The following is a 19,983-nucleotide window of genomic DNA, read 5'->3' on the forward strand; positions in this document are numbered from 1 at the left end:
TAAGGAGTACCACCAATGCAGATCTACGCTGCCAGGCAACGCAAATATTCGACGAGTACCACGCGCCTACCGTCCGGCCGCGCTTGGGTGCGAATAGCCGTCCTCGCAATGGCCTGCGTGGGTTTGGTAGCCACACCCGCATTCGCGGAGGATTACATCCTTGGTCCGCAGGATACGTTGAAGGTACGGGTCTTCGAGTGGCGACCGACCAGCGGAACGGCATTCGAGTGGGTTCCCTTGACGGGCGAATTCACCATCTCAGCGGCCGGCAATCTTTCGCTACCGATCGTCGGGACGGTTCCCGCGGCAGGCAAGACGCTGGAGCAGGTGGCGGATTCGATCGGTGAACGTCTCCAGGCCCAGGTGGGATTGCAAAAGAGACCGAACGCCTCCGTGGAAGTGGCCGAGTATCGCCCGTTCTTTGTAACCGGCGCAGTCGCCAATCCCGGGAAGTTCAATTACAGCCCAGGCCTGACCGTCGTGCAGGCTCTCAGCATGGCCGGAGGACTTGGGCCTGCCAACGGCAACCTGATCGATCTCCAGCGCGACGTTCTCTCGGATCGCGGCGATGTCAGAACCTTGGAAGCGGAGCGACTTGGGCTACTCGCCAGACAAGCGCGCACGGATGCCGTGGTGAAGGACAGTGCCGCGGTCGTCTTTCCCGCGGATCTGACAACGCGGTCCGATCAGCCAGCCTCGGCACGGATGATGGCGGAAGAAAAGTCGCTTTTTGAAGCCCGCAAGGAATCCATGGCGAATGAGATGGATGCCCTGAGCCAGGCCAAAGTGCTGACAACCAACCAGATCGAATCCCTGAAGGCGAAGGCCGCGTCGCTCGCAAAGCAGATCGAACTTGCAAACAAGGATGTGGGCAGCGTCAACAAGCTCGTTGCACAGGGTCTAACGCTCTCGGCACGAGAGCTCGGTGCCAATCAGAACCTCGCCCAACTCGAAAGCCAGAATCTCGATGTGTCCCTCGCGCTGCTGAAGGCGCAGCAGGATCTCGCGAGAATGGACCAGGACATGGCGAATGTCCGCAATCGATATCGCGTCGACGCCCTGACCGAATCCGGCGAGGTGCGGGACAAGCTGGCGGCCAATGCGGAGAAAATACAGACAACACGGTCGCAGATCAGCAATCTAGAGGCGAACGCCCCTGCCGCAGCCGCGACGATCGACGAGAATGGCGGCCTGTCGTTCATGACCATCATCGATCGTGCACAGGACGGCGTGATGCGAACGATCGCCGTCGGCGACAACGACCTCGTGAAGCCGGGCGATGTGGTGCGCGTCGAAAGAAGCGAGAAGGCGCGTGCTCTGACCACATCGAATTGAGAGACAGAAACCCACATCAATTTATACTTGCGTAAATCGCAAATATATCGATAACATTACTAGGCCTCGATATGGAGCAGTGCTGATCGGAGCAGAAATTGGCAATATGGGCGCTTATCGTCTCGTTTGTTGTCGGCGCAGTCTGCGCCGTGCGGCTGCCCGTTTTGATCTTTACTCTGGTGGTGTCACTCGTGGCGGTCGCCTTTGCGGCAATCAGCCTTCACGCCGGTATCTCCATTGCTTCCACGGCAATCTGGACGCTGGTGTACGCGGCGGCTCTGGAAGTCGGTTACGTTCTTGCGCACGGCCTTCTCTATTTTCTCTACATAAAGCGATCCGAACGCGCCAGCAGACAGCAGCCCCCCTTAGACCTTCCATCCAAGTATTCGTCCGAGTAACGATCCCGTCCACTGTCGGAACGGCGAACATCTTTCCAGGTAACGTACATATAATTCGACGTTACGTCGGAATGCGTAGAAAAACGTCTCGCACTAAAAAATAAATTCACAAATCAAGCAAAAGAAATATCTAATATACTCCAAGGCTGCATTTCGGTTCAGTGACGCTCCGAATTGCGGCAAACTGCCCGATCTGTCGAAGAGGACGTGCATTATATGGAGAGCAACCTCGATCCGCAGCGGCCAAGGCCGAGATCGCCTCCGAACGCGCGGCTGAAGATCCTTTATATTCAACCCGGCACCAGCTCATTCGCCGGGATAGAGCGCGTCGTTCATACAATATGCTCGCAGCTGGCCGAAAAGCATGGAGACGATTTCGATATCGATGTGCTTTATACCGCGAGGAACACCCATAGACCTGACGATCGAAAATATAACACGATCGATCGGATCGCTCGCGGACGCATCCCCGTCATGCGCGCATATCGCAGTGTTATCAAGGATAAGCCGTACAGTCTGATCGTCGTGCCACAGATCGAGCGTACGGTTATCTGCATGACCGCGTGCCTCGGACTGCGTCGCAATTTTGCAATGCACCTGCACGGCAATCCGAAACGCGAGCGCAACCACTTCAAATCGAAGATACTCTTCCTGATCATGAAGATGTTCTTCCTCTCGCGGGTCTCTTCCGTTTTCGGAACATCAAGGAAACAGCTCGAGGCCTTCAAAACGATGTTCCAGAGCAACACCCCTCAGAGCTGGGTGCCGAACCCCGTCAGGAAATTCGACGGCACGGATCGGCTGAGCAGCGGCGAGAGCGGACATGTCACCTTCATCAACGTCGGCCGTTTTTCCTATCAGAAGGGTCAGGATATACTTCTGAATGCTTTTAACGAGCTTCGGAAGACACGAAGCAATGTGAAGCTCCGGCTTGTCGGCTACGGCGCTGACGAGGCCAGTCTCCAAGACGATATCAGACGGCTGCAGATCGAGAATCTCGTCAGCATCGAGCATCATCCTGATGATCCGCAGCCCGCGTTGTCATCGAGCGACGTCTATATTTCGACGTCGCGATGGGAGGGCTGGTCGCTGGCAATATGTGAAGCGCTGAGGTTCGGCCTCCCCGTCATATCAACCGATTGCGAATTCGGGCCGAGCGAAATCCTCGTCGATCCACGGCTGGGACGGCTGGTGACGAGCTGCGATGTCGCCGAACTGACTAAGGCGATGATCTACTATTGCGACAACCTGCAAAGCGAGCAATCGCATGCCGACTTCCGAAGGAATTTCATAGACCAGTATAGCCCCGAGCGGGTCGTCGACATTCATGCGGAGGCGCTGAGAGCCGCCGCAAAACAGGATCATGTGTCGAAAACCGAACAAGCGTGAGGATCGCGATGAGAACCACGGTTTCCAGGCGTAGTCTCCTGAAGGGAGCTGCGACACTTGCTGCTGTCGGCGTAACTTTGCCGCCAAATGTTGCCCGCGCCGCGGAGGAGGACCCGACCACCGGTCGGCAGATCCAGTTCGAGGACGACTTCCAGACCCTCGACTGGACAGTGTGGGATGCCGGCCCCAAGGCATCGACGGCCGATCCCGGCTTCTATGGACGATCGGCCTTTGCGAAAAAGGTCGGCGACCAAGGCTTCAATCCGTACTCGATCGTTGACGACCCGCTCGCCAGCGGCGGCAAGGCGTTGCAGATCTCCGTCAAATATATCGGGACGCCGATGAGCGTCCGGAACTACTACGGTAATACGCGTGACGAGTTCCAATGGATCTCGGGCAATATCCAGACGGCAAAATCCGATGGCACCATCAGGAAGGGGTGGCGGAAGGGATACTTCGAAGCAAGGATGCTGTTCCCCCGGCATCTTTTGACATGGCCTGCATTCTGGATGCTGAACGCCCGAAGCATTCTATTCCCGAAAACGACCGTGGAGCTCGACGTCGTCGAACACAAGGGATGGGAATACCAGCTCTACGGTGCCTATCTGCACGAATGGGGCCAGCCGGGAGAACATCACGAAGGAACCGGCGTTACGACTGATATCGACGTCACCCAGAATTACTGCCGCTACGGGATATTCGTCGACGATACGCATTGCGTTCCATTTTTTGAACGGAAGCCTGTCATCGACACCCGCACCGGCATTGCCGCCAACTGGCAGATCACCCGCGCTCCTGACATGGACAAGCACGACGACGTCTTCTGGCCGCTTCTGACGCTCGCGCTGCATCCGGACTACCCCTTCCCGAATCCGCTCAAGGAGGAGGACAAGCTGTCTCACATGCGTGTGGACTATTTCCGGGCCTACGTCTGATCAAACTCAGAGCGCGATCAGCCATTCAACGGCGGGCGTCGACTGCCGCTGTCAGCGTCGGTTCGTGCCGCTCGGGTTCGACGCTCGCAAGCCCTGCGAAGACGAAGAAAAGAAGACCGAGATCAACAAGCGCTCCCGAGACAAGCGCGCCCACCAAAAGGCACAGGCTGCCATTTCGTGCGGCAAGGCGAATGTCGGATGGCACGGTCCGATCCGTGCCTCTCCGCCGCCCGATGGCGCCGAACGCAAACAGCGCGAAAAATACCGCACCGGGTATGCCGACGTTTGACAGCAGCGCCAATGGGAAACTTGATGTGCGTGCGGTCCCGAGACCAACCCCCAGCCCCCAGGAATCCACGAAGTTCTGCAGGCCGTAAGCATTCCAGGACGCCCTCTCCACGCCCGATGCCGTGCCCGATTTGCTGAGAATGAGCAGATCGACATAATCATAGAGCGTCCTGTAGATGTCATCGTTCAACAGCACGATCAGGATAGCCACCGCCAGGATCTGCGGCGCGATAAAAGCGACGGCGGAGCTCCGCAAGCTTCCCCCGCCTACCCCGCTGCGCGCGAGAGCCGTAAGATACAACAATACGAGGCAAAGCGGCGCTGCGACGAGGCCGGTCGATGATGTCGAGAGGAAGATCAGGACAAGCGACGCCAAGGCGAGCGGACCGTTCCAGCGAGGCGCGCGCCCGCAGAGCCACATTGTGGCGGTAAAGCCGAAGGCGCCAAGGGTTGCACCCGCAAAAGACGAGGCCTCCGGCCATGAGCCTATGATGCGCTTCATTCCCGCGACCGTCTCGCTGTCGTGCAGCGCGTATTGTGCGTTTCGCATGAACTGCATGATCGCCTGTGTGCCTGTCGCGTCGGTCGCAATGTCGAGCAAGGCGAAGAGCATGTTGGCAAACGCGTAGGCAACTAGGCCCGTGGTAATCGCTGCGAAGCCTCTCCGCGTCGACGCCGCGGACACGATGATCACGAAGCAGATCAGATCAGCGACGAGATAGATCGCCTGCGTGACGTTGCTCGACACGGGACCCAACGGCACCGTTCCTCCGGTTGCGGGATATTCCGAGGTGCCCACGGGAATGATCTGCGTTGCCCCCGCCAGAAGCCGCGGCGAGAAGAAGCCGCTTGCTGCTCCATACACGACTAGGCAGGCCAGCCAGAAAGCGGGCTGCCCCGGTCGTAGCGCCTGCATCGCCGTCATCGCATTTTTTCGCCATGACAAGGTGGCGATGGCAAAGAAGAGCAGGAAAAGGTGAGCCGGCTGGATGTTGGCGGCGCCGGCGACAATCGCCGCTGCCGCACCGAAAACCGTCATGACTACAAAGACCATGGCTGCCGCGGGATAGCCCAGCAGCAGGCAACAGATCCCGGCTACGATCGTGAAAATACCGATCGGCTCCAGGCTCATGGCGTCGCACCTTCGAGGATCATGCTCACCATCGGTTCCTGGTCCAGCTTTTTGCGCCTTCGCATCTCCGGCAGGCGCCGTTTGCACTGCAGAATAACCGATATCGCCTCTCGTTAAAGCCATGCGTTCGAAGGAGGCCGGTCTGCCGGCATCTTGCGCGCCTGGCGAGGGCCTCCTGTTTTATAGCCAGTCGCGAAAAGCGCCCTTCGTCTATCGGTCAGGACGACAGATTCTCATTCTGTAAAGAGGGGTCCCAACTCCCCTAGGGCGTACCATCTGGGTAGACGCCCGGTTAGCTGGTAGGCAGGACGGAACAGCTAAGGCGCTTTCGAGCTCGCCTATCGTCGGCCTGACGACTGACTTCAGCCTTTCGCCTGTTCATACGCCTCGAATAAATCGGTTACGAGAACGCCGTTGATCCTCATTCCGGTCAAGTCGGCATCTTTGATGTCGGAATCTGCCAACGTGACACCGCTTATGGTCAAGCGCGATAGGTTTGCATTCGTGACAGCGGCACCAGAGAGATTGACGTTATCAAAGCGTGCACCGGCAAGGTTGACATCGTCAAAACCCGCTTCGCCCAAATTGCTGTCGATGAATTTTGCATTCGTCAAAACAGCGTAAAATCGTGCGTTTGCAAGATTCACGCCATTGAAGTCAGCGCCCGACATATCGGCACGATCGTAACGCGTTCCCTGCATTTGAGGGCCATCAAACGGGTCATTTCCTTGCTGATCGTCCATTGTCGGTTCCTCCAGTCGATGATGATCGCTCTTCAAAGAATACCTAACTTGTGGTGGTATCGCAAAATTCCCGATTAAAGCGAAACTCGGGACCGTATAATGGGCGCGAACATGATTTTGCTCAGACGTATTTCTCTTTTGGTCGCCCTATTCGCGGCACCAGCCGTGTGCCTAGCAGGCCAGTTCTACAAGGCCTCGTCTCTGCATGCGGCACTGCTAGAGACTCCCATAGGCAGCATCCAAAAAATGGGCACTTTGACGGCACCAGATTACGAGGCGGTCTGTATCCTCGGCCCGTATCAGGATCGATTGAACATAAACGGTGACCTCGCCGGAAGGGTAAATGCTCATCTCGCGAACGCCCAGTATTCCTCCGATGAGGGGCACTTCGCGTTTGTTTTCATCACAAGGCAAGGCATCGAAATAGAAAGGATCAAGCGTTCGGAAAAACTGGATTTCTTTGGCAATAGAAAGATGCCGGTGGCAGTTTCCGACGCCGTGCCTCGCAATTTTTCCCAGGAAGAATGTGGCAGCGGACCGTCCGCTGCCATCATAAAACTGAGATTCGATGACCGGACCTACTTCATCTTTGGTCGGGCATCGTAACGACAACAATTTGAACGATAACCGGTGAAGCCGACACCGACCCGTCGCCCTGCACGGCTCAAGCAGTTTCCGCGGGCAGCGGCTTTCGCCCCCCTTTTCTCAGCGATGCGACACCGAGCAGGAAGGGGAAGAGGCGCGAGGTCGCCAAACTCTTCATCTCTGCAATGAGCGCACAGACAAGTACCGTGATGATCACGATCGGGATGAAGGAACGGATATCGAGCAACCCCGCCTGAGCGATATAGTAGGCGGCAACTACGATCACCGTCTGATGCGCGACATAGTAGGTCATGATCGACTTGTTCAGATGCGTGATGACCCGGTTCGGGCGGTTGGCGAGCCTGCCCGCAAAGGCAAGCAGCGCAAGGATTGCGCACCATTGGAATGCCGAGCGCACAACCCGGACCGCCATCACGAGAGCCTCCGGCCTTGCTTCCCGGGGTACGAGCAAGAAGAGTGCTGCAAGCGCAGTCATCGACAGCGTGGCGAGACCGAGGCTCACCCACCGTTGGCGGTCGACCTCTTGCCAGAAGCTCCGCTCGTTGACGAGCAGCGATCCCACCATGAACATTGAGAAATATAGTGCATGCGAATAGAGGTCAGATCGAATGACCAGCGTCTCGCCGAAGATGGGATAGAGGCAGAGCCTCAGGAGCGATAGAAACGCAATCGGTGCGAGGAACAGTCCCTTGCCTTTCAGGCAACCGGCGAGGGACGTGGATATACCGGGCCAGCATCGTGCAAGCTGTGGCTGGGCGATGGACCAGACGATCATGTAGATCCACAGATAGGCCAGAAACCACATATGTTCCAGCTGAAGTTCGGACAGGACATAGGTCTTCCAGAAATCCCAATAGGAGAGATCAGGGGCGAAATTCTGCGGCGAGAAATAGACTTGCGGCGGCACAACTATGAAGACGCCAAACACGAAGGGTAAAAGAAGCTGTCGCGTGCGGGCGCTACGGATCTCGGCCATGGATCTCTTCTTCAGCAGCGATGCCGTCACCACGCCGGAAATGAAGAACAGCAGGCTCATCCGCCACGGATGGGAGCTGACCGTGATCAGATCGATCAGTTTTCTGCTATCCGATGAGTTGATCCACCACGTCTTCGTCCCGTAGATCAGGCTCGAATGGTAGATGATGAGCGTGCCAAAGCAAAGTACACGCAACGCATCAAGGTCGTGACGTCGTCCCTCTAGTCTGTCGCTCGCCATATGTCTCGTCCCCAGCCGAGGACATACAACCTGAAGAACATTTATCATATATTAATGCGATCATAACGTTTAAAGATAAACGCGTAATCGGTCAGGCCTTGGCTCCCTCCGCTAGATAATCTGAGACAACTTTCCTCAGCATTTGGGCGTCTTGAGCAGACATTCCTTCAGGCCGGAACGTCACGTTCAGCACGTCGTTTCCAGAGAAATAGCTGTAGAACATCAGCGCCGAAAGATAGCTGCCGTAGATCGAGGGGTGATTGCAGTCATAGTAGAGACTGAAGTCTTTCGGCTGGCTTTGGAGAGCCTCCCAAATCATGCCCACATTGACAAGAACGACGCCGGTCAGAGCGGCGAGACGGGCATGCTGCCGTTGGATGTTGATATGCATGTCGGCATAACCCGATGGCGACAAATCGCCGCCGGATTTTGGCATACCTGCATTCCCGGTGCACTGGTGGGTATAGCGCCAGGTCACAAACATGACGGGCAAGGATCCCTTCGCCTGGACCTCCCTGATCAGGTTCTCCGCATCATCCCATGCCGGCCCCGATTGCTGTGCACTGTACTGGTCGCTGCTCAGCACTTGCAGCACGACATGATCCCAGCGTTGTGAAAGTAGCGCTTGGGTTTCTTCGCTCTTGATATGGTCGCCAAGGCTGACACCCGGCTCCGCATCCATCTCAATGCGCAGTTTCTTGGAATAGCCGGCAGAATCGGCGATGGCTCGGACCATATGGGGCATGTCGTTGTAGAACGTGCGGCTGTTGCCGATGAACAATGCGGTCTGCTCGGGCCGCTTGTCGAAATGGTCCCGGGCCGTTTCAATGCCCTGGCTCACGTATCCATTAAATGGCGGGAGAAAAATCAAACAGGCGAGCAGGACTGCCAGCAATACGCTTATTCTTATCCGCTGCACGGCGTGACCTCATGCCATTTCGCAAGTCACGGTATGATTATCCGTTAAAACGTAAAGGATGGGTTGCACAACCAGCGAGGTAGCGAGGAATGTGCACATGAAGGACGGAACGCTGGGCCACAAAGACTGTTGTGGCGCGAAGCCGGACACCGACACGCCACCCTGCCCTTTATGGGCCTCTTCGCTATCGCGCCGGCGCTCCGTCAAGGACGCGCAGCTGGATGCGCCTTGATCCCTGATAGTGCTCCGCTCCCAATGAACCAGCGACGTGCACGTTGCCGCCGCGCGAGTTCAGCAGCAGGTTGCCGAGCTGTGTATCGGCTGCCCGGAAGGCAATGCCGTCCAACCGGGCGCCGTCCATTGCCTCCAGGGTGATCTTCACGTGCTTCTCGCCGACGACGCGGGAGTCGCGCAGCCGGTGGGCCGGAACGGCAAAGATCGGTTGCGAATGGCCGGAGCCGTAAGGGCCGGCGGTTTCCAGCCGGTCGATGAGCTCGATGTTGGCGCCGCTTGCGGCGATTGCGCCGTCGACCTTGAGCGTTTCGTTTGCCACCAAGGTCGCAACCGTCTTTTCGGCGCGCTCCGAAAAGTAGCCGCGCAAGCGCCCGAGCTTTTCACGTTCCACGGTGAGGCCAGCCGCCATCGCGTGCCCGCCGCCCTTCACGAGAAGGCCCTCATCTACTGCAGCCCGCACCATCTTGCCCATATCGAAGCCATTGATGGAGCGGCCGGAACCGGTGCCCTTGCCGGAGGGATCGAAGGCGATCGCGAAGGCGGGACGCTTGAATTTCTCTTTCAGCCGGGCCGCGATCAGACCGACGATGCCGGGGTGCCATTTTTCATGCGCGGTCACAATGACGGACGCGCCCTCGCCGTCTCCGTATTCGGCAAGGGCCTCTGCCTCGGCTTCCTGAAGCATTGCCGCCTCCATGACTTGACGGTCACGGTTCAGCTCATCGAGCCGCAGGGCGATGACCTCGGCTTCGCCGGCATCCTCGAGCGTCAACAGCCGGCTGCCGAGTGCGGCGTCGCCGATCCGTCCGCCCGCATTGATTCGCGGGCCGATCAGGAAGCCGAAATGATAGGGCGTTACCGGGCCGGCAAGTCCGGCCTTCTTGAACAAGGCAGACAGGCCCGCGTTGCCCTGATGGCGTGCGGCAATGAGGCCCTTTACCACGTAGGCCCGGTTCAATCCCTTGAGGGGCACGACGTCGCAGACCGTCGCAAGGGCGACGATATCGAGCCACTGCAGCAGGTCCATGGTGCGAACCCGTGGATCTCCGGTCTCGCGCAGCAGGCGCAAGGTCGCCACCAGAACAAGAAAGACGACGCCGGCAGCGCAGAGATGTCCCTGACCGGAGAGATCGTCCTCCCGGTTGGGATTGACCAACGCATGGCAGGGCGGCAGGTCATGTGTCACCTGGTGGTGATCAATCACGACAACGTCGATGTTGCGCCTTGCCGCAGCGGCCAGCGCGTCGTGGCTTGTCGAACCGCAATCGACAGTCACGATCAGACGTGCGCCGTTGTCGATCAGCTGGTCGATCGCCGCGGGATTGGGGCCGTAGCCTTCGAAAATCCGGTCGGGGATGTAGATCTCGGCCTTCACGCCGAAATGGGTGAGGAAGCGATACAACAGGGCTGATGAGGATGCGCCATCGACATCGTAGTCGCCGAAGATCGCCACCTGCTGACGGCCGCGAATGGCGTCAACAAGGCGTAGCGCTGCTTTCTCGCAGTCCGTCAGTGTATAGGGATCCGGCATCAAGGATCGCAGCGTCGGGTCCAGAAAGCCGATCGCCTCGTCAACGCCGACGCCGCGACCGGCAAGAACACGCGCGATCAGATCCGGCAGCCCATGCGTCTGCGACATCGCAAGCGCTCGGTTCTGGCCAGCTTGATCGAGGCGCGATACCCAGCGATTGCTGAGAACCGACTTCTCCACACCAAGGAAGGCGCGTTGTACCGGATCGGCGGCTATCTCCACCTGTTCCCTCTCTGCAGTGCCATCTGTCACCACCCCGTGACCGGAGTGGAACTCACATCTATGCGGCTTCCTGCAGGATGACAACGCTTGCGCGCAGCTTCTCCCCAGAGGAAGAAGCTGCGGCTCTTCGTCAGCTTTCCTTCGGACGCTCGATGCGAATGACCTGCGGTTCGCCGACGTGGAAGCCTTCTTCCTTGATGGCGTTGACGGCTTTGCGCACCGAGTCCTCGGTCGTCGCATGCGTGACCATGATGATGGTCTGATGATGCGACGGCGCCAGGTGCTGCTTGGATCGCTGGACTATGGATTCCAGCGAGATCTGGTTCTCCGCCATATGGGTCGCGACGCTCGCGAACACGCCGGTGCGATCGAGCACGGTCAGGCGGATGAAATAGCCGCCCTCGTGGCTCTGCATCTGGGCCTTGCGATAAGGCTCGAGCAATTTCGCCGGATGGCCAAGCACGGGAACCTGCTGGGCGCCGGGACGGCTCTTGGCGATATCGGCAATGTCTCCGAGCACGGAAGAGGCCGTTGCATTGCCACCGGCACCGGGGCCGACCATCAGCAGTTCGCCGAGAACGTCGGACTCGATCGCCACGGCATTCGTGACGCCATCGACCTGAGCGATGACGGAATCGACAGGCACCATCGTCGGATGGACGCGCTGCTCGATGCCGGTGTCCGTCCGCTGCGCGACGCCGAGGAGCTTGATGCGATAACCAAGATCGGCGGCGGCGTGAATGTCCTCGATGGAGATGTTCGTGATGCCTTCGAGATAGATATCGTCGGCCGCGATCTGATTTCCGAACGCCAGCGTCGTCAGAATAGACAGCTTGTGAGCGGTATCGTTGCCCTCGATATCGAAGGCCGGATCAGCTTCGGCGTAGCCAAGCCGCTGGGCTTCCTTCAGGCAATCCTCGAACGACAGGCCTTCCTTCTCCATCTTCGTCAAGATGTAGTTGCAGGTGCCGTTCATGATCCCGTAAACGCGCGAAATCGTATTGCCGGTCAAAGATTCGCGCAGCGCCTTGATCACGGGAATACCACCCGCGACCGCCGCCTCGAAATTCAGGAGCGCGCCCTTTTCCTCGGCGATCGTCGCCAGTTCGACGCCGTGATAGGCAAGCAGCGCCTTGTTCGCAGTCACCACATGGAGACCCCGCTCAAGAGCGGTGCGAACCGAGACGTTGGCCGAACCTTCAGCGCCGCCCATCAACTCGACGAAAACGTCGATGTCGCCCTTTGCAGCCAGATCTTCCGGCCGATCGAACCACTCGATGCCGCCGACTTCGATGCCGCGATCCTTCGTCTTGTCGCGCGCCGAAACGCCTGTAATGACGATCGGCCGGCCGCACGTAGCGGCAAGCTCGTTGCTGCGCTGCTGAATGATGCGGACGAGCGAAGCACCAACGGTACCCAAGCCCGCAATGCCGATTTTGAGGGCATCTGCCATGGATCGATCCTGAAATGTGTCATGAATGGCGGTCGCCCAACACGACCGCCGTGGAAGATTAAATCAACGGTGAGCGTTCAACGAGATGACATTGTGCATCGTCTCGTCGGCCGTCGACAGGAATTTCTTGATGCTGCGCGCAGCCTGGCGGATGCGGTGCTCGTTTTCAACGAGTGCCAGACGGACGTAGTCATCGCCCATTTCGCCGAAGCCGACGCCGGGAGCCACGGCCACATCGGCCTTTTCGACAAGCAGCTTGGAGAATTCCAGAGAGCCCAGATGGCGGAACTTCTCGGGGATCTTGGCCCAGGCAAACATCGTCGCCGCAGGCGGCGGCACCTCGAAGCCGGCCTTGCCGAAGCTTTCGACCATGACGTCGCGGCGGCGCTTGTAGACGTTGCGGACTTCCGCGATGTCGGAGCCGTCGCCGTTCAAGGCATGGGTGGCCGCGACCTGGATCGGCGTGAAGGCGCCGTAGTCGAGGTAGGACTTCACGCGCGTCAGCGCCGCAATCAGGCGTTCGTTGCCGACCGCAAAGCCCATACGCCAGCCGGGCATGGAGAAGGTCTTCGACATCGAGGTGAATTCCACCGTCACGTCGATGGCGCCTGGAACCTGAAGAACGGAGGGCGGCGGTTCGCCGTTGAAGTAGATCTCCGAATAGGCAAGGTCAGACAGCACGATGATGTCGTGTTTCTTCGCGAAGGCGATGACATCCTTGTAGAAGTCCAGCGTCGCAACGAAAGCCGTGGGGTTCGACGGATAGTTCAGGATCAGCGCCAGCGGCTTCGGGATCGAGTGGCGCACGGCGCGCTCAAGCGGGGCGAAGAAATTCTCATCCGGCTCGACCGGAATCGAACGGATAACGCCACCTGCCATCAGGAAGCCGAAGGCATGGATCGGATAAGTCGGGTTCGGGCAAAGGATGACGTCGCCTGGCGCGGTAATCGCCTGCGCCATGTTGGCAAAGCCTTCCTTCGAACCGAGGGTCGCAACGACCTGGGTGTCCGGGTTCAGCTTCACGCCGAAGCGGCGGGCGTAATAGGCAGCCTGGGCACGGCGCAGGCCGGGAATGCCCTTTGAGGACGAATAACGGTGCGTGCGTGGGTCCTGAACAACCTCGCAGAGCTTATCGACGATCGCCTTGGGGGTCGGAAGGTCCGGGTTTCCCATGCCGAGATCGATGATATCGGCCCCGCCCGCTCGCGCGCTTGCTTTCAAACGGTTGACCTGTTCGAAAACGTAAGGCGGCAAACGCCGGACTTTGTGAAACTCTTCCATTTCTTTCCCCACGGAAATGCGGCCACCGCGACCGCGCTCGAAGTTCGTCCCAATTACCGGCTGCTCGCGATAAGAACTTCAGAATCGCCAGCGCCGTATTCATCAGACTTGCGTTGCGCGGCATTTCTTTGACAGAAACCGCGCAGGCCGCGCATTATCAGGAAAAATTCATTTTTCGCTACCAATGGCAGGCTTTGCTTCCAAATTGCTGCGAAGGCAAGGCCTATTTCGTGATTTCGGAGAGCGTTTCGGGGCCATGCTCGGCCGCGAGCTTGCGATATTCTTCGACGCGGCGTTGATACTCCGCTTCGGAAATCGTGCCGGCCTTGCGCTGTGCGCCAAGCGCCGAGAGCTTGTGCTGAAGATCAGCGGCCTGCTCGTCGCTCATCTGGACGTTCGCGGCCGTCAGCGGCGCGCCAAAGGACGGATATCCATCCCGATAATGCGCAAGACCGCCTTCTGCCGGCACGCCACCCTTGGTGGGCTCCATGACAACGGCGGTCGGCGCCGCTCGTCTGGCGGCGATCTCGGCCTTTTCCTCAGGCGTTCGCATGCAGGCCGCAAGCGTCACGGCCGCAGTGGCGCCGATGAGCGCGGTGCGGATAACGTTTGCGAAAATGCGAATGCCTTTGTTCGTCATGCCTGATGTTCCAGATCCTGAGCTGTCTCGACTGTTAGATTCGTCGCAGCGACAAAGCAATAGCACGAGCGCGCGTCAGCGGAACTTGTTTTATCGATCTTTCCAGATGTACAACTCGATTTGCAGGAACATGCTGCCGCCGGAGGAAACGAGTGACCGACAGCAAGCAGGAAAACGGCGACAAGACGAAAAGCCCGGGCTTCGATGCGAAGGATCTGGATCCATACCTGATGAAAGATCCCGAGGCGATGGCGCTCAATTTCGCCCGCGCCATCGAGAATCTCGGCAAAGCCGCGACAGCCTGGCTTGCCCCGCGCGAACGCGGTGCGATGGCGGAAAACGCAGCGGAACCAATGACCGACATGGTCAAGACGCTGTCAAAGGTCACCGAATACTGGATGTCGGACCCTCGCCGCACCTTCGAGGCGCAGACGCAGCTGATGAGCAGCTACTTCGGGATCTGGATGCGTTCGATGCAGCGCATGCAGGGCGAGACGCCAGCGGAAGAGCCGGACCGCAAGGACAAGCGCTTCGCCGACGAGGACTGGCAAAAGAACCCCTTCTTCGAATTTTTGAAGCAGGTTTACCTGATCACCGCAGACTGGGCCGAAAAGATCGTTGCCGAGACAGATGGTCTCGACGAGCACACGAAGCACAAGGCCGGCTTCTATGTGAAACAGATAACGGCTGCCCTCTCCCCAACCAATTTCGTCGCCACCAATCCCCAGCTCTATCGGGAGACGATTGCGAGCAGTGGCGAAAACCTGGTGCGCGGCATGAAGATGCTGGCCGAGGATATTGCCGCCGGTCATGGCGACCTGAAGCTTCGCCAGACCGACATCAGCAAATTCGCCGTCGGTCGCGACATGGCGCTGACCGCAGGCAAGGTGATCGCGCAGAACGAGATCTGCCAGATCATTCAGTACGAGCCGACGACGGAGACGGTGTTGAAGCGCCCTCTCCTCATCTGCCCGCCGTGGATCAACAAATTCTATATCCTCGACCTCAACCCGCAAAAGTCGTTCATCAAATGGTGCGTCGATCAAGGGCAAACCGTGTTCGTCATCTCCTGGGTCAATCCGGATGCGCGCCATGCCGGCAAGGATTGGGCCTCCTACGCGCGTGAAGGCATCGATTTTGCCCTCGACACGATCGAGAAGGCGACGGGAGAGAAGGAAGCGAACGCGATCGGCTACTGCGTCGGCGGCACGCTGCTTTCGGCGACGCTGGCACTGCATGCCAAGGAGAAGAACAAGCGGATCAAGACCGCCACCCTGTTCACTACGCAGGTCGACTTCACCCATGCTGGCGATCTCAAGGTCTTTGTCGACGAAGAGCAGCTAGGCCGCCTCGAGGCGCATATGCATGAGGTCGGTTATCTCGACGGCTCGAAGATGGCGACCGCCTTCAACATGCTGCGCGCCTCGGAACTGATCTGGCCCTATTTCGTCAACAACTATCTGAAGGGCCAGGAGCCATTGCCCTTCGATCTGCTGTTCTGGAACGCGGATTCCACGCGCATGGCAGCGGCGAACCACGCCTTCTATCTGCGCAATTGCTATCTGCGCAACGCGCTCACGACGAACGAGATGGTCTTGGACGGGCAGAAGCTGTCGCTGAAGGACGTCAAGATCCCGATCTACAATCTCGCGACGCGCGAAGACCACATCGCGCCGGCAAAGTCGGTATTCCTTGGCAGCCACTTCTTCGGCGGCAAGGTCGATTTCGTGCTCGCCGGCTCCGGTCATATCGCAGGCGTGGTCAATCCGCCCGACAAGAAAAAGTACCAATATTGGGTCGGCGGTGCAGCCAAGGGCGACTACGACAGCTGGCTGACCGAAGCCACGGAAAACGCCGGCTCATGGTGGCCGCACTGGCAAGCCTGGATCGAGGCGAACAACGACGCGCGCGTGCCCGCCCGGAAACCGGGCGGTGCAGCGCTCAACGCCCTCGAAGAGGCGCCGGGAAGCTATGTGCTGGAGCGAGCCTGAGAGCATGAACAGCTCTCCGCGATCACTCCAGGAACAGGAGACTGGCCGGTGATGGCGGCAGCGGCTTCATGACGACGTCACGGAAACCCGCTGTCTTTGCCATGCCTGCAAGCTCCCGCTCCGTATAGGCGTCGCCATTCGGTGTCGTGGCCAGCATGACCATGGCAAAGGCTGCAGGGAACTCGGGCGACACGCGATCATCATTCGGAACGAACTCGACGATCGCCACGCGGCCTCCCGATTTCAGGCTCGCTCTTGCCTTCTTCAGAAGCGCCACGCAGCCATCCGTATCGAAATGGTGCAGAAAGTTCGGCAGCAGGATCAGGTCATATCCAGAGCCCCAATCGACCTCGAAGGCACTACCGGGCTTGAACGTGAAGCGTTCCGCCACCCCTGCCTTCTTCGCGTTCTCTTCGGTCACGGCAAGCACAGGTTTCCAATCGATGGCGACCACGTTGGCCAACGGCGCTACCTTGGCGATCTCGATGCCGAAAGCCCCTGGCCCGGCTGCTATGTCGAGCACCTTGCCCGGTTTTGTTGACCACGTCTCGATTTCGGACGCCAAGGCCTTGGCGCTGGCGCCGGTGAACGAGCCCATGGCGCGGGCAAACTTCACCCACACCGGATTGTCCGGCGCGACGTTCGCCAGGCCGACGGAGCCGCCGTTGCGGACGTAGGACGCGGGGTCGTCGAGAAACAGCGACAGCATCTGCGGCGCGGCCAGGAAGTCGATCGCCGCCCCCATGTAGGCGGGAGAACGCCGATCGAGAAAGGCCTGGCTTGACGGCGTCGGCATATAGTTTTCGCCGCTTTTCGTCAGGAACCCGGAGACGACAAGAAAGTCGCAGAGAATCCGGGTGCCACGCTCGGCGCACCCCAGTTCTGGAGCGAGCGAACGCGCCGTTCGCCCCTCCCCGCCCAATTTCGTAAAAAGATCGAACTCGATTGCCGCCTTGATCGCGGCGGTTTTCCGGAACGCAAACATCGCATCCACCAGCAAGGCAGGCGAAACTTCCGCATGTGTCCAAGACATCGGTTTTTCCTCCCATAACAGAGCTGCCGACGGCTTCCTCATAGCAGATTTGAGGCCGCCCGGCACGCTAGGACAAAGGAGGAGTTGCCGCGAGAGCACAGTCTTCGAGATAGCCGACGGATCAACGGGGAGCGCACAAATTTCGGCAGGCGACGCGATCACGTAAAGAGTTTGGTTACCATAATTCGTCATCCTTTGGGACAGCCGAATATATTAGCGAGCCGTAATTTGGCCTCGAAGCTTCTATACCGGCCCCGGCGAAGAAGTATCCATCTGTCAGTACCGCCGGCCTAGTAACGAGTTGTGAAAGACGAGTCTCATGGCGTTTGCGGTCGATGTGTTTGCCAATACCAGGCCTGTAGGTACGACCATATCTCGTTTTAGTCGCTCATTTCGTTTCATCTCCGGTGCAAGTCTCATTGGTGCAGGGTTTGCCGCCTCGGCGTGGGTCGTTACGACGATCGCGACCATGCACGCGATCGCCCCGGAGGCCAAACCAACCATCCGGATCGCGGTCACAGCGAAGACTGCAGCGCCCGAGCAGGCACACCAGCGCCTCATCCATGTGACGAAGTTTTCGCGCCTCGCGGCATCGGATGTCGACAAGCTGGCACAGATCACCAAGGACGGCAGGGCCGCCGCTCACGCGCGGCTTGCGAGCGCCTTCGTCGGCAAATCGGCGCCGATAACGATCGCCGAAGCGGCCCCCGCCAAGACGGTAACCGTGGTTGCTGCGGCGGTTCCTGCAACCAGGGCCAAGGATGACGTGCTCGCTCAGCAGCCAGCGCTCGTCGCCGCCGACAAGAATTCGCCAGATCGCATCGTCATCCCGTCGAAGGAAGAAGTCGCCGCGATCACCGGCGCCAACCTGCTTGCGCTCGCCGCTGCTGCCAACGAGCAAAAGGTGGCTGCTCAGCCCGGTAATAACCGGAAAGGCAATGAGCAGACCGTCGAGGTCGCCAGTGCTGCTGCCGACACCGATGCGGAAGACACGAATCCCGCTCAGTCCTTCGACCTAGTTCTGACCGACCGCGACAGCGCGGTGCCGCTGCCGATGGCTCGTCCTGATGCGCTCGGCAAGCGGCCGCAGGCCAATGACCGGGCTCAGAAGCCGGCTGAGCCGGTGCTCGCCTATGCCCGTCCCGATGTCGGCGACGACGAAGGCGAGATCCCGACGGTTCCGAAGCGGCAGAGCAATCCGATCGCGCGCAACGGCGTCGCCGTCTACGACATCTCCGCCAGCATGGTCTATCTTCCGAACGGCGAGCGGCTGGAGGCCCATTCAGGGCTCGGCAAAATGCGCGACAACCCGCGTTACGTTCACGAAAAAATGCGCGGGCCGACGCCGCCTCACACCTACACGCTGACGATGCGCGAAAGCCTGTTTCATGGCGTCGAGGCAATCCGCCTCAACCCACTCGGCGGTGCCGGCAACATCCACAATCGCGTCGGCCTCCTCGCGCATACCTATATGCTGGGCGCTCGCGGCGACTCCAACGGCTGCGTGTCCTTCAAGGACTACAAACGCTTCCTGGCGGCCTTCAAGCGCGGCGACATTCGACAGCTTGTTGTCGTGACGAGCATGCCGAACAAGCCATCCTCGACGCTGGCGTCGCTGTTCTCTTCCCGATCCTGATATCCGCCTGGATCACGAACGCCGGCCCTGCGGTCGGCGACGTGCTAAAGGCGGTCGACACGGCGGATTGGAAGGCAAATCGCGACTTCCCCATTGATCGCGATGGACGAACCCGGCATAGCTGCTCTATGTACGACTGGACAATCTCCACTAAGGCCTTGCAATGGTAAATTACATCGAAGCAGCAACCGCGCCGTCCAAGAATACGGGTGCGATCCGGCTGTACGACTCCGAAGCATTCGAGGGCATGCGCAAGGCATGCCAGCTCACAGCACGATGCCTCGACGAGTTGGCTTCGATCGTAACGCCCGGCCTTCCGACCGATGCCATCGACCGTTTCGTGTTTGAGTTCGGCATGGACAACGGCGCCTTTCCGGCGACGCTCAATTACCGCGGCTACACGAAGTCAACCTGCACATCGATCAATCACGTTGTCTGCCATGGCATTCCCGATGCCAAGCCGCTTCGCGAGGGCGATATCGTCAACATCGACGTGACCTATGTCGTCGACGGTTGGCACGGAGACTCCAGCCGTATGTACCCTGTCGGTACGGTCAAGCGCGCCGCCGAGCGGCTCCTCGAGGTGACATACGAATCGCTGCTTCGCGGCATTGCGGCGGTGCGTCCCGGTGCCCGCACGGGCGCGATCGGCGAGGCCATCCAGACCTATGCGGAAGGCGAACGCTGTTCGGTCGTACGCGATTTCTGTGGTCATGGCGTCGGATCGTTGTTTCACGATTCTCCGAACATCCTTCACTACGGCCGCGCCAGCGAAGGACCGGAGCTTCGTGAAGGCATGATCTTCACCATCGAGCCGATGATCAATCTCGGTCGCCCACACGTCAAGGTGCTCGCCGACGGCTGGACGGCCGTCACAAGGGATCGCTCCCTGTCGGCCCAGTATGAGCATACGGTCGGCGTGACGAGCCAAGGCTGCGAAATATTTACGCTGTCGCCTACCGGCCTCGACCGGCCGGGCCTGCCTCCCCTCGTTCGGTGAG

At 59.2% G+C, this 19,983-nt stretch carries 16 protein-coding genes, 1 tRNA gene and 1 pseudogene; 9 read left to right on the forward strand and 9 right to left on the reverse strand.

Annotated elements, in window-relative coordinates; translation table 11 throughout:
• The first annotated feature begins 15 nt into the window (after positions 1-15).
• The 4 genes from ASE04_RS17890 (at position 16) to ASE04_RS17905 (ending at position 4,057) form a co-directional block, all read left to right on the forward strand.
• Entirely contained in the window at positions 16-1,335 is a 1,320-nt protein-coding gene (locus ASE04_RS17890) for a polysaccharide biosynthesis/export family protein (RefSeq protein ID WP_056819752.1), read from the forward strand.
• A gap of 98 nt (positions 1,336-1,433) precedes the next feature.
• Positions 1,434-1,733 (forward strand): hypothetical protein, encoded by a 300-nt coding sequence (locus ASE04_RS17895; RefSeq protein ID WP_244490450.1) that lies wholly within the window; start codon positions 1,434-1,436, stop codon positions 1,731-1,733.
• 216 nt (positions 1,734-1,949) lie between these two features.
• Complete coding sequence (locus ASE04_RS17900) at positions 1,950-3,122, forward strand: glycosyltransferase (RefSeq protein WP_056819755.1); 1,173 nt, start codon at positions 1,950-1,952, stop codon at positions 3,120-3,122.
• Positions 3,123-3,130: 8 nt separating this feature from the next.
• A complete protein-coding gene (locus tag ASE04_RS17905) occupies positions 3,131-4,057 on the forward strand; it encodes a glycoside hydrolase family 16 protein (protein ID WP_056819758.1) in 927 nt (308 codons plus the stop codon).
• A 25-nt stretch (positions 4,058-4,082) separates the two neighbouring features.
• Here the strand turns inward: ASE04_RS17905 and ASE04_RS17910 are convergent, their stop codons facing one another.
• Positions 4,083-5,477 (reverse strand): hypothetical protein, encoded by a 1,395-nt coding sequence (locus ASE04_RS17910; protein WP_056819761.1) that lies wholly within the window; start codon positions 5,475-5,477, stop codon positions 4,083-4,085.
• 199 nt (positions 5,478-5,676) lie between these two features.
• Here ASE04_RS17910 and ASE04_RS17915 point away from each other — a divergent pair.
• Positions 5,677-5,752 (forward strand) — tRNA-Glu (locus ASE04_RS17915).
• Between the two features lie 87 nt (positions 5,753-5,839).
• Here the strand turns inward: ASE04_RS17915 and ASE04_RS17920 are convergent.
• Positions 5,840-6,220: a pentapeptide repeat-containing protein gene (locus ASE04_RS17920; protein ID WP_056819763.1), complete on the reverse strand. Its 381-nt coding sequence runs from the start codon at positions 6,218-6,220 to the stop codon at positions 5,840-5,842.
• Between the two features lie 99 nt (positions 6,221-6,319).
• On the opposite strand from ASE04_RS17920, the gene ASE04_RS17925 reads away from it, so the two are divergent.
• Positions 6,320-6,826, forward strand: a complete 507-nt coding sequence (locus ASE04_RS17925; protein WP_056819765.1) for a hypothetical protein — start codon at positions 6,320-6,322, stop codon at positions 6,824-6,826.
• 58 nt (positions 6,827-6,884) lie between these two features.
• On the opposite strand, the gene ASE04_RS17930 is transcribed toward ASE04_RS17925, so the two are convergent.
• The 6 genes from ASE04_RS17930 to ASE04_RS17955 all read right to left on the reverse strand — a co-directional run bounded on the left by ASE04_RS17930 (position 6,885) and on the right by ASE04_RS17955 (position 14,322).
• Positions 6,885-8,042, reverse strand: a complete 1,158-nt coding sequence (locus ASE04_RS17930) for an acyltransferase family protein (RefSeq protein ID WP_056819767.1) — start codon at positions 8,040-8,042, stop codon at positions 6,885-6,887.
• A 91-nt stretch (positions 8,043-8,133) separates the two neighbouring features.
• Positions 8,134-8,937: a DUF4886 domain-containing protein gene (locus ASE04_RS17935; RefSeq protein ID WP_056819769.1), complete on the reverse strand. Its 804-nt coding sequence runs from the start codon at positions 8,935-8,937 to the stop codon at positions 8,134-8,136.
• Between the two features lie 208 nt (positions 8,938-9,145).
• On the reverse strand, positions 9,146-10,948 hold the full coding sequence (gene recJ / locus ASE04_RS17940; RefSeq protein ID WP_056819772.1) for a single-stranded-DNA-specific exonuclease RecJ: 1,803 nt from the start codon (positions 10,946-10,948) through the stop codon (positions 9,146-9,148).
• A 130-nt stretch (positions 10,949-11,078) separates the two neighbouring features.
• Positions 11,079-12,401 (reverse strand): homoserine dehydrogenase, encoded by a 1,323-nt coding sequence (locus tag ASE04_RS17945; RefSeq protein WP_056819775.1) that lies wholly within the window; start codon positions 12,399-12,401, stop codon positions 11,079-11,081.
• Positions 12,402-12,464: 63 nt separating this feature from the next.
• On the reverse strand, positions 12,465-13,682 hold the full coding sequence (locus tag ASE04_RS17950) for an LL-diaminopimelate aminotransferase (RefSeq protein WP_056819781.1): 1,218 nt from the start codon (positions 13,680-13,682) through the stop codon (positions 12,465-12,467).
• Between the two features lie 223 nt (positions 13,683-13,905).
• On the reverse strand, positions 13,906-14,322 hold the full coding sequence (locus tag ASE04_RS17955; RefSeq protein WP_056819784.1) for a hypothetical protein: 417 nt from the start codon (positions 14,320-14,322) through the stop codon (positions 13,906-13,908).
• A 106-nt stretch (positions 14,323-14,428) separates the two neighbouring features.
• Here ASE04_RS17955 and phaC point away from each other — a divergent pair.
• A pseudogene (phaC, locus tag ASE04_RS17960) lies at positions 14,429-16,313 on the forward strand (class I poly(R)-hydroxyalkanoic acid synthase).
• 22 nt (positions 16,314-16,335) lie between these two features.
• Here the strand turns inward: phaC and ASE04_RS17965 are convergent.
• Positions 16,336-17,346 carry a class I SAM-dependent methyltransferase gene (locus tag ASE04_RS17965; RefSeq protein ID WP_056819804.1) on the reverse strand — a complete coding sequence of 337 codons (1,011 nt, stop codon included), beginning with the start codon at positions 17,344-17,346 and terminating at the stop codon, positions 16,336-16,338.
• 319 nt (positions 17,347-17,665) lie between these two features.
• On the opposite strand from ASE04_RS17965, the gene ASE04_RS17970 reads away from it, so the two are divergent.
• Positions 17,666-18,982: a DUF2778 domain-containing protein gene (locus ASE04_RS17970; protein WP_056819809.1), complete on the forward strand. Its 1,317-nt coding sequence runs from the start codon at positions 17,666-17,668 to the stop codon at positions 18,980-18,982.
• A 163-nt stretch (positions 18,983-19,145) separates the two neighbouring features.
• A complete protein-coding gene (gene map, locus ASE04_RS17975) occupies positions 19,146-19,982 on the forward strand; it encodes a type I methionyl aminopeptidase (RefSeq protein ID WP_056819812.1) in 837 nt (278 codons plus the stop codon).
• The last annotated feature ends 1 nt before the right edge of the window (position 19,983 follow it).

Origin of the sequence: Rhizobium sp. Root708 (assembly GCF_001429725.1) — a bacterium.
GTDB lineage: Bacteria > Pseudomonadota > Alphaproteobacteria > Rhizobiales > Rhizobiaceae > Rhizobium.

Excerpts from the sequence above, each read along its gene's own strand:
- ASE04_RS17890 (WP_056819752.1), top strand. The coding sequence starts at position 16 with ATGCAGATCTACGCTGCCAGGCAACGCAAATATTCGACGAGTACCACG.
- ASE04_RS17900 (WP_056819755.1), top strand. The coding sequence starts at position 1,950 with ATGGAGAGCAACCTCGATCCGCAGCGGCCAAGGCCGAGATCGCCTCCG.
- ASE04_RS17905 (WP_056819758.1), top strand. The coding sequence starts at position 3,131 with ATGAGAACCACGGTTTCCAGGCGTAGTCTCCTGAAGGGAGCTGCGACA.
- ASE04_RS17910 (WP_056819761.1), bottom strand. The coding sequence starts at position 5,477 with ATGAGCCTGGAGCCGATCGGTATTTTCACGATCGTAGCCGGGATCTGT.
- ASE04_RS17920 (WP_056819763.1), bottom strand. The coding sequence starts at position 6,220 with ATGGACGATCAGCAAGGAAATGACCCGTTTGATGGCCCTCAAATGCAG.
- ASE04_RS17925 (WP_056819765.1), top strand. The coding sequence starts at position 6,320 with ATGGGCGCGAACATGATTTTGCTCAGACGTATTTCTCTTTTGGTCGCC.
- ASE04_RS17930 (WP_056819767.1), bottom strand. The coding sequence starts at position 8,042 with ATGGCGAGCGACAGACTAGAGGGACGACGTCACGACCTTGATGCGTTG.
- ASE04_RS17945 (WP_056819775.1), bottom strand. The coding sequence starts at position 12,401 with ATGGCAGATGCCCTCAAAATCGGCATTGCGGGCTTGGGTACCGTTGGT.
- ASE04_RS17950 (WP_056819781.1), bottom strand. The coding sequence starts at position 13,682 with ATGGAAGAGTTTCACAAAGTCCGGCGTTTGCCGCCTTACGTTTTCGAA.
- ASE04_RS17955 (WP_056819784.1), bottom strand. The coding sequence starts at position 14,322 with ATGACGAACAAAGGCATTCGCATTTTCGCAAACGTTATCCGCACCGCG.
- ASE04_RS17965 (WP_056819804.1), bottom strand. The coding sequence starts at position 17,346 with ATGTCTTGGACACATGCGGAAGTTTCGCCTGCCTTGCTGGTGGATGCG.
- ASE04_RS17970 (WP_056819809.1), top strand. The coding sequence starts at position 17,666 with ATGGCGTTTGCGGTCGATGTGTTTGCCAATACCAGGCCTGTAGGTACG.
- map (WP_056819812.1), top strand. The coding sequence starts at position 19,146 with ATGGTAAATTACATCGAAGCAGCAACCGCGCCGTCCAAGAATACGGGT.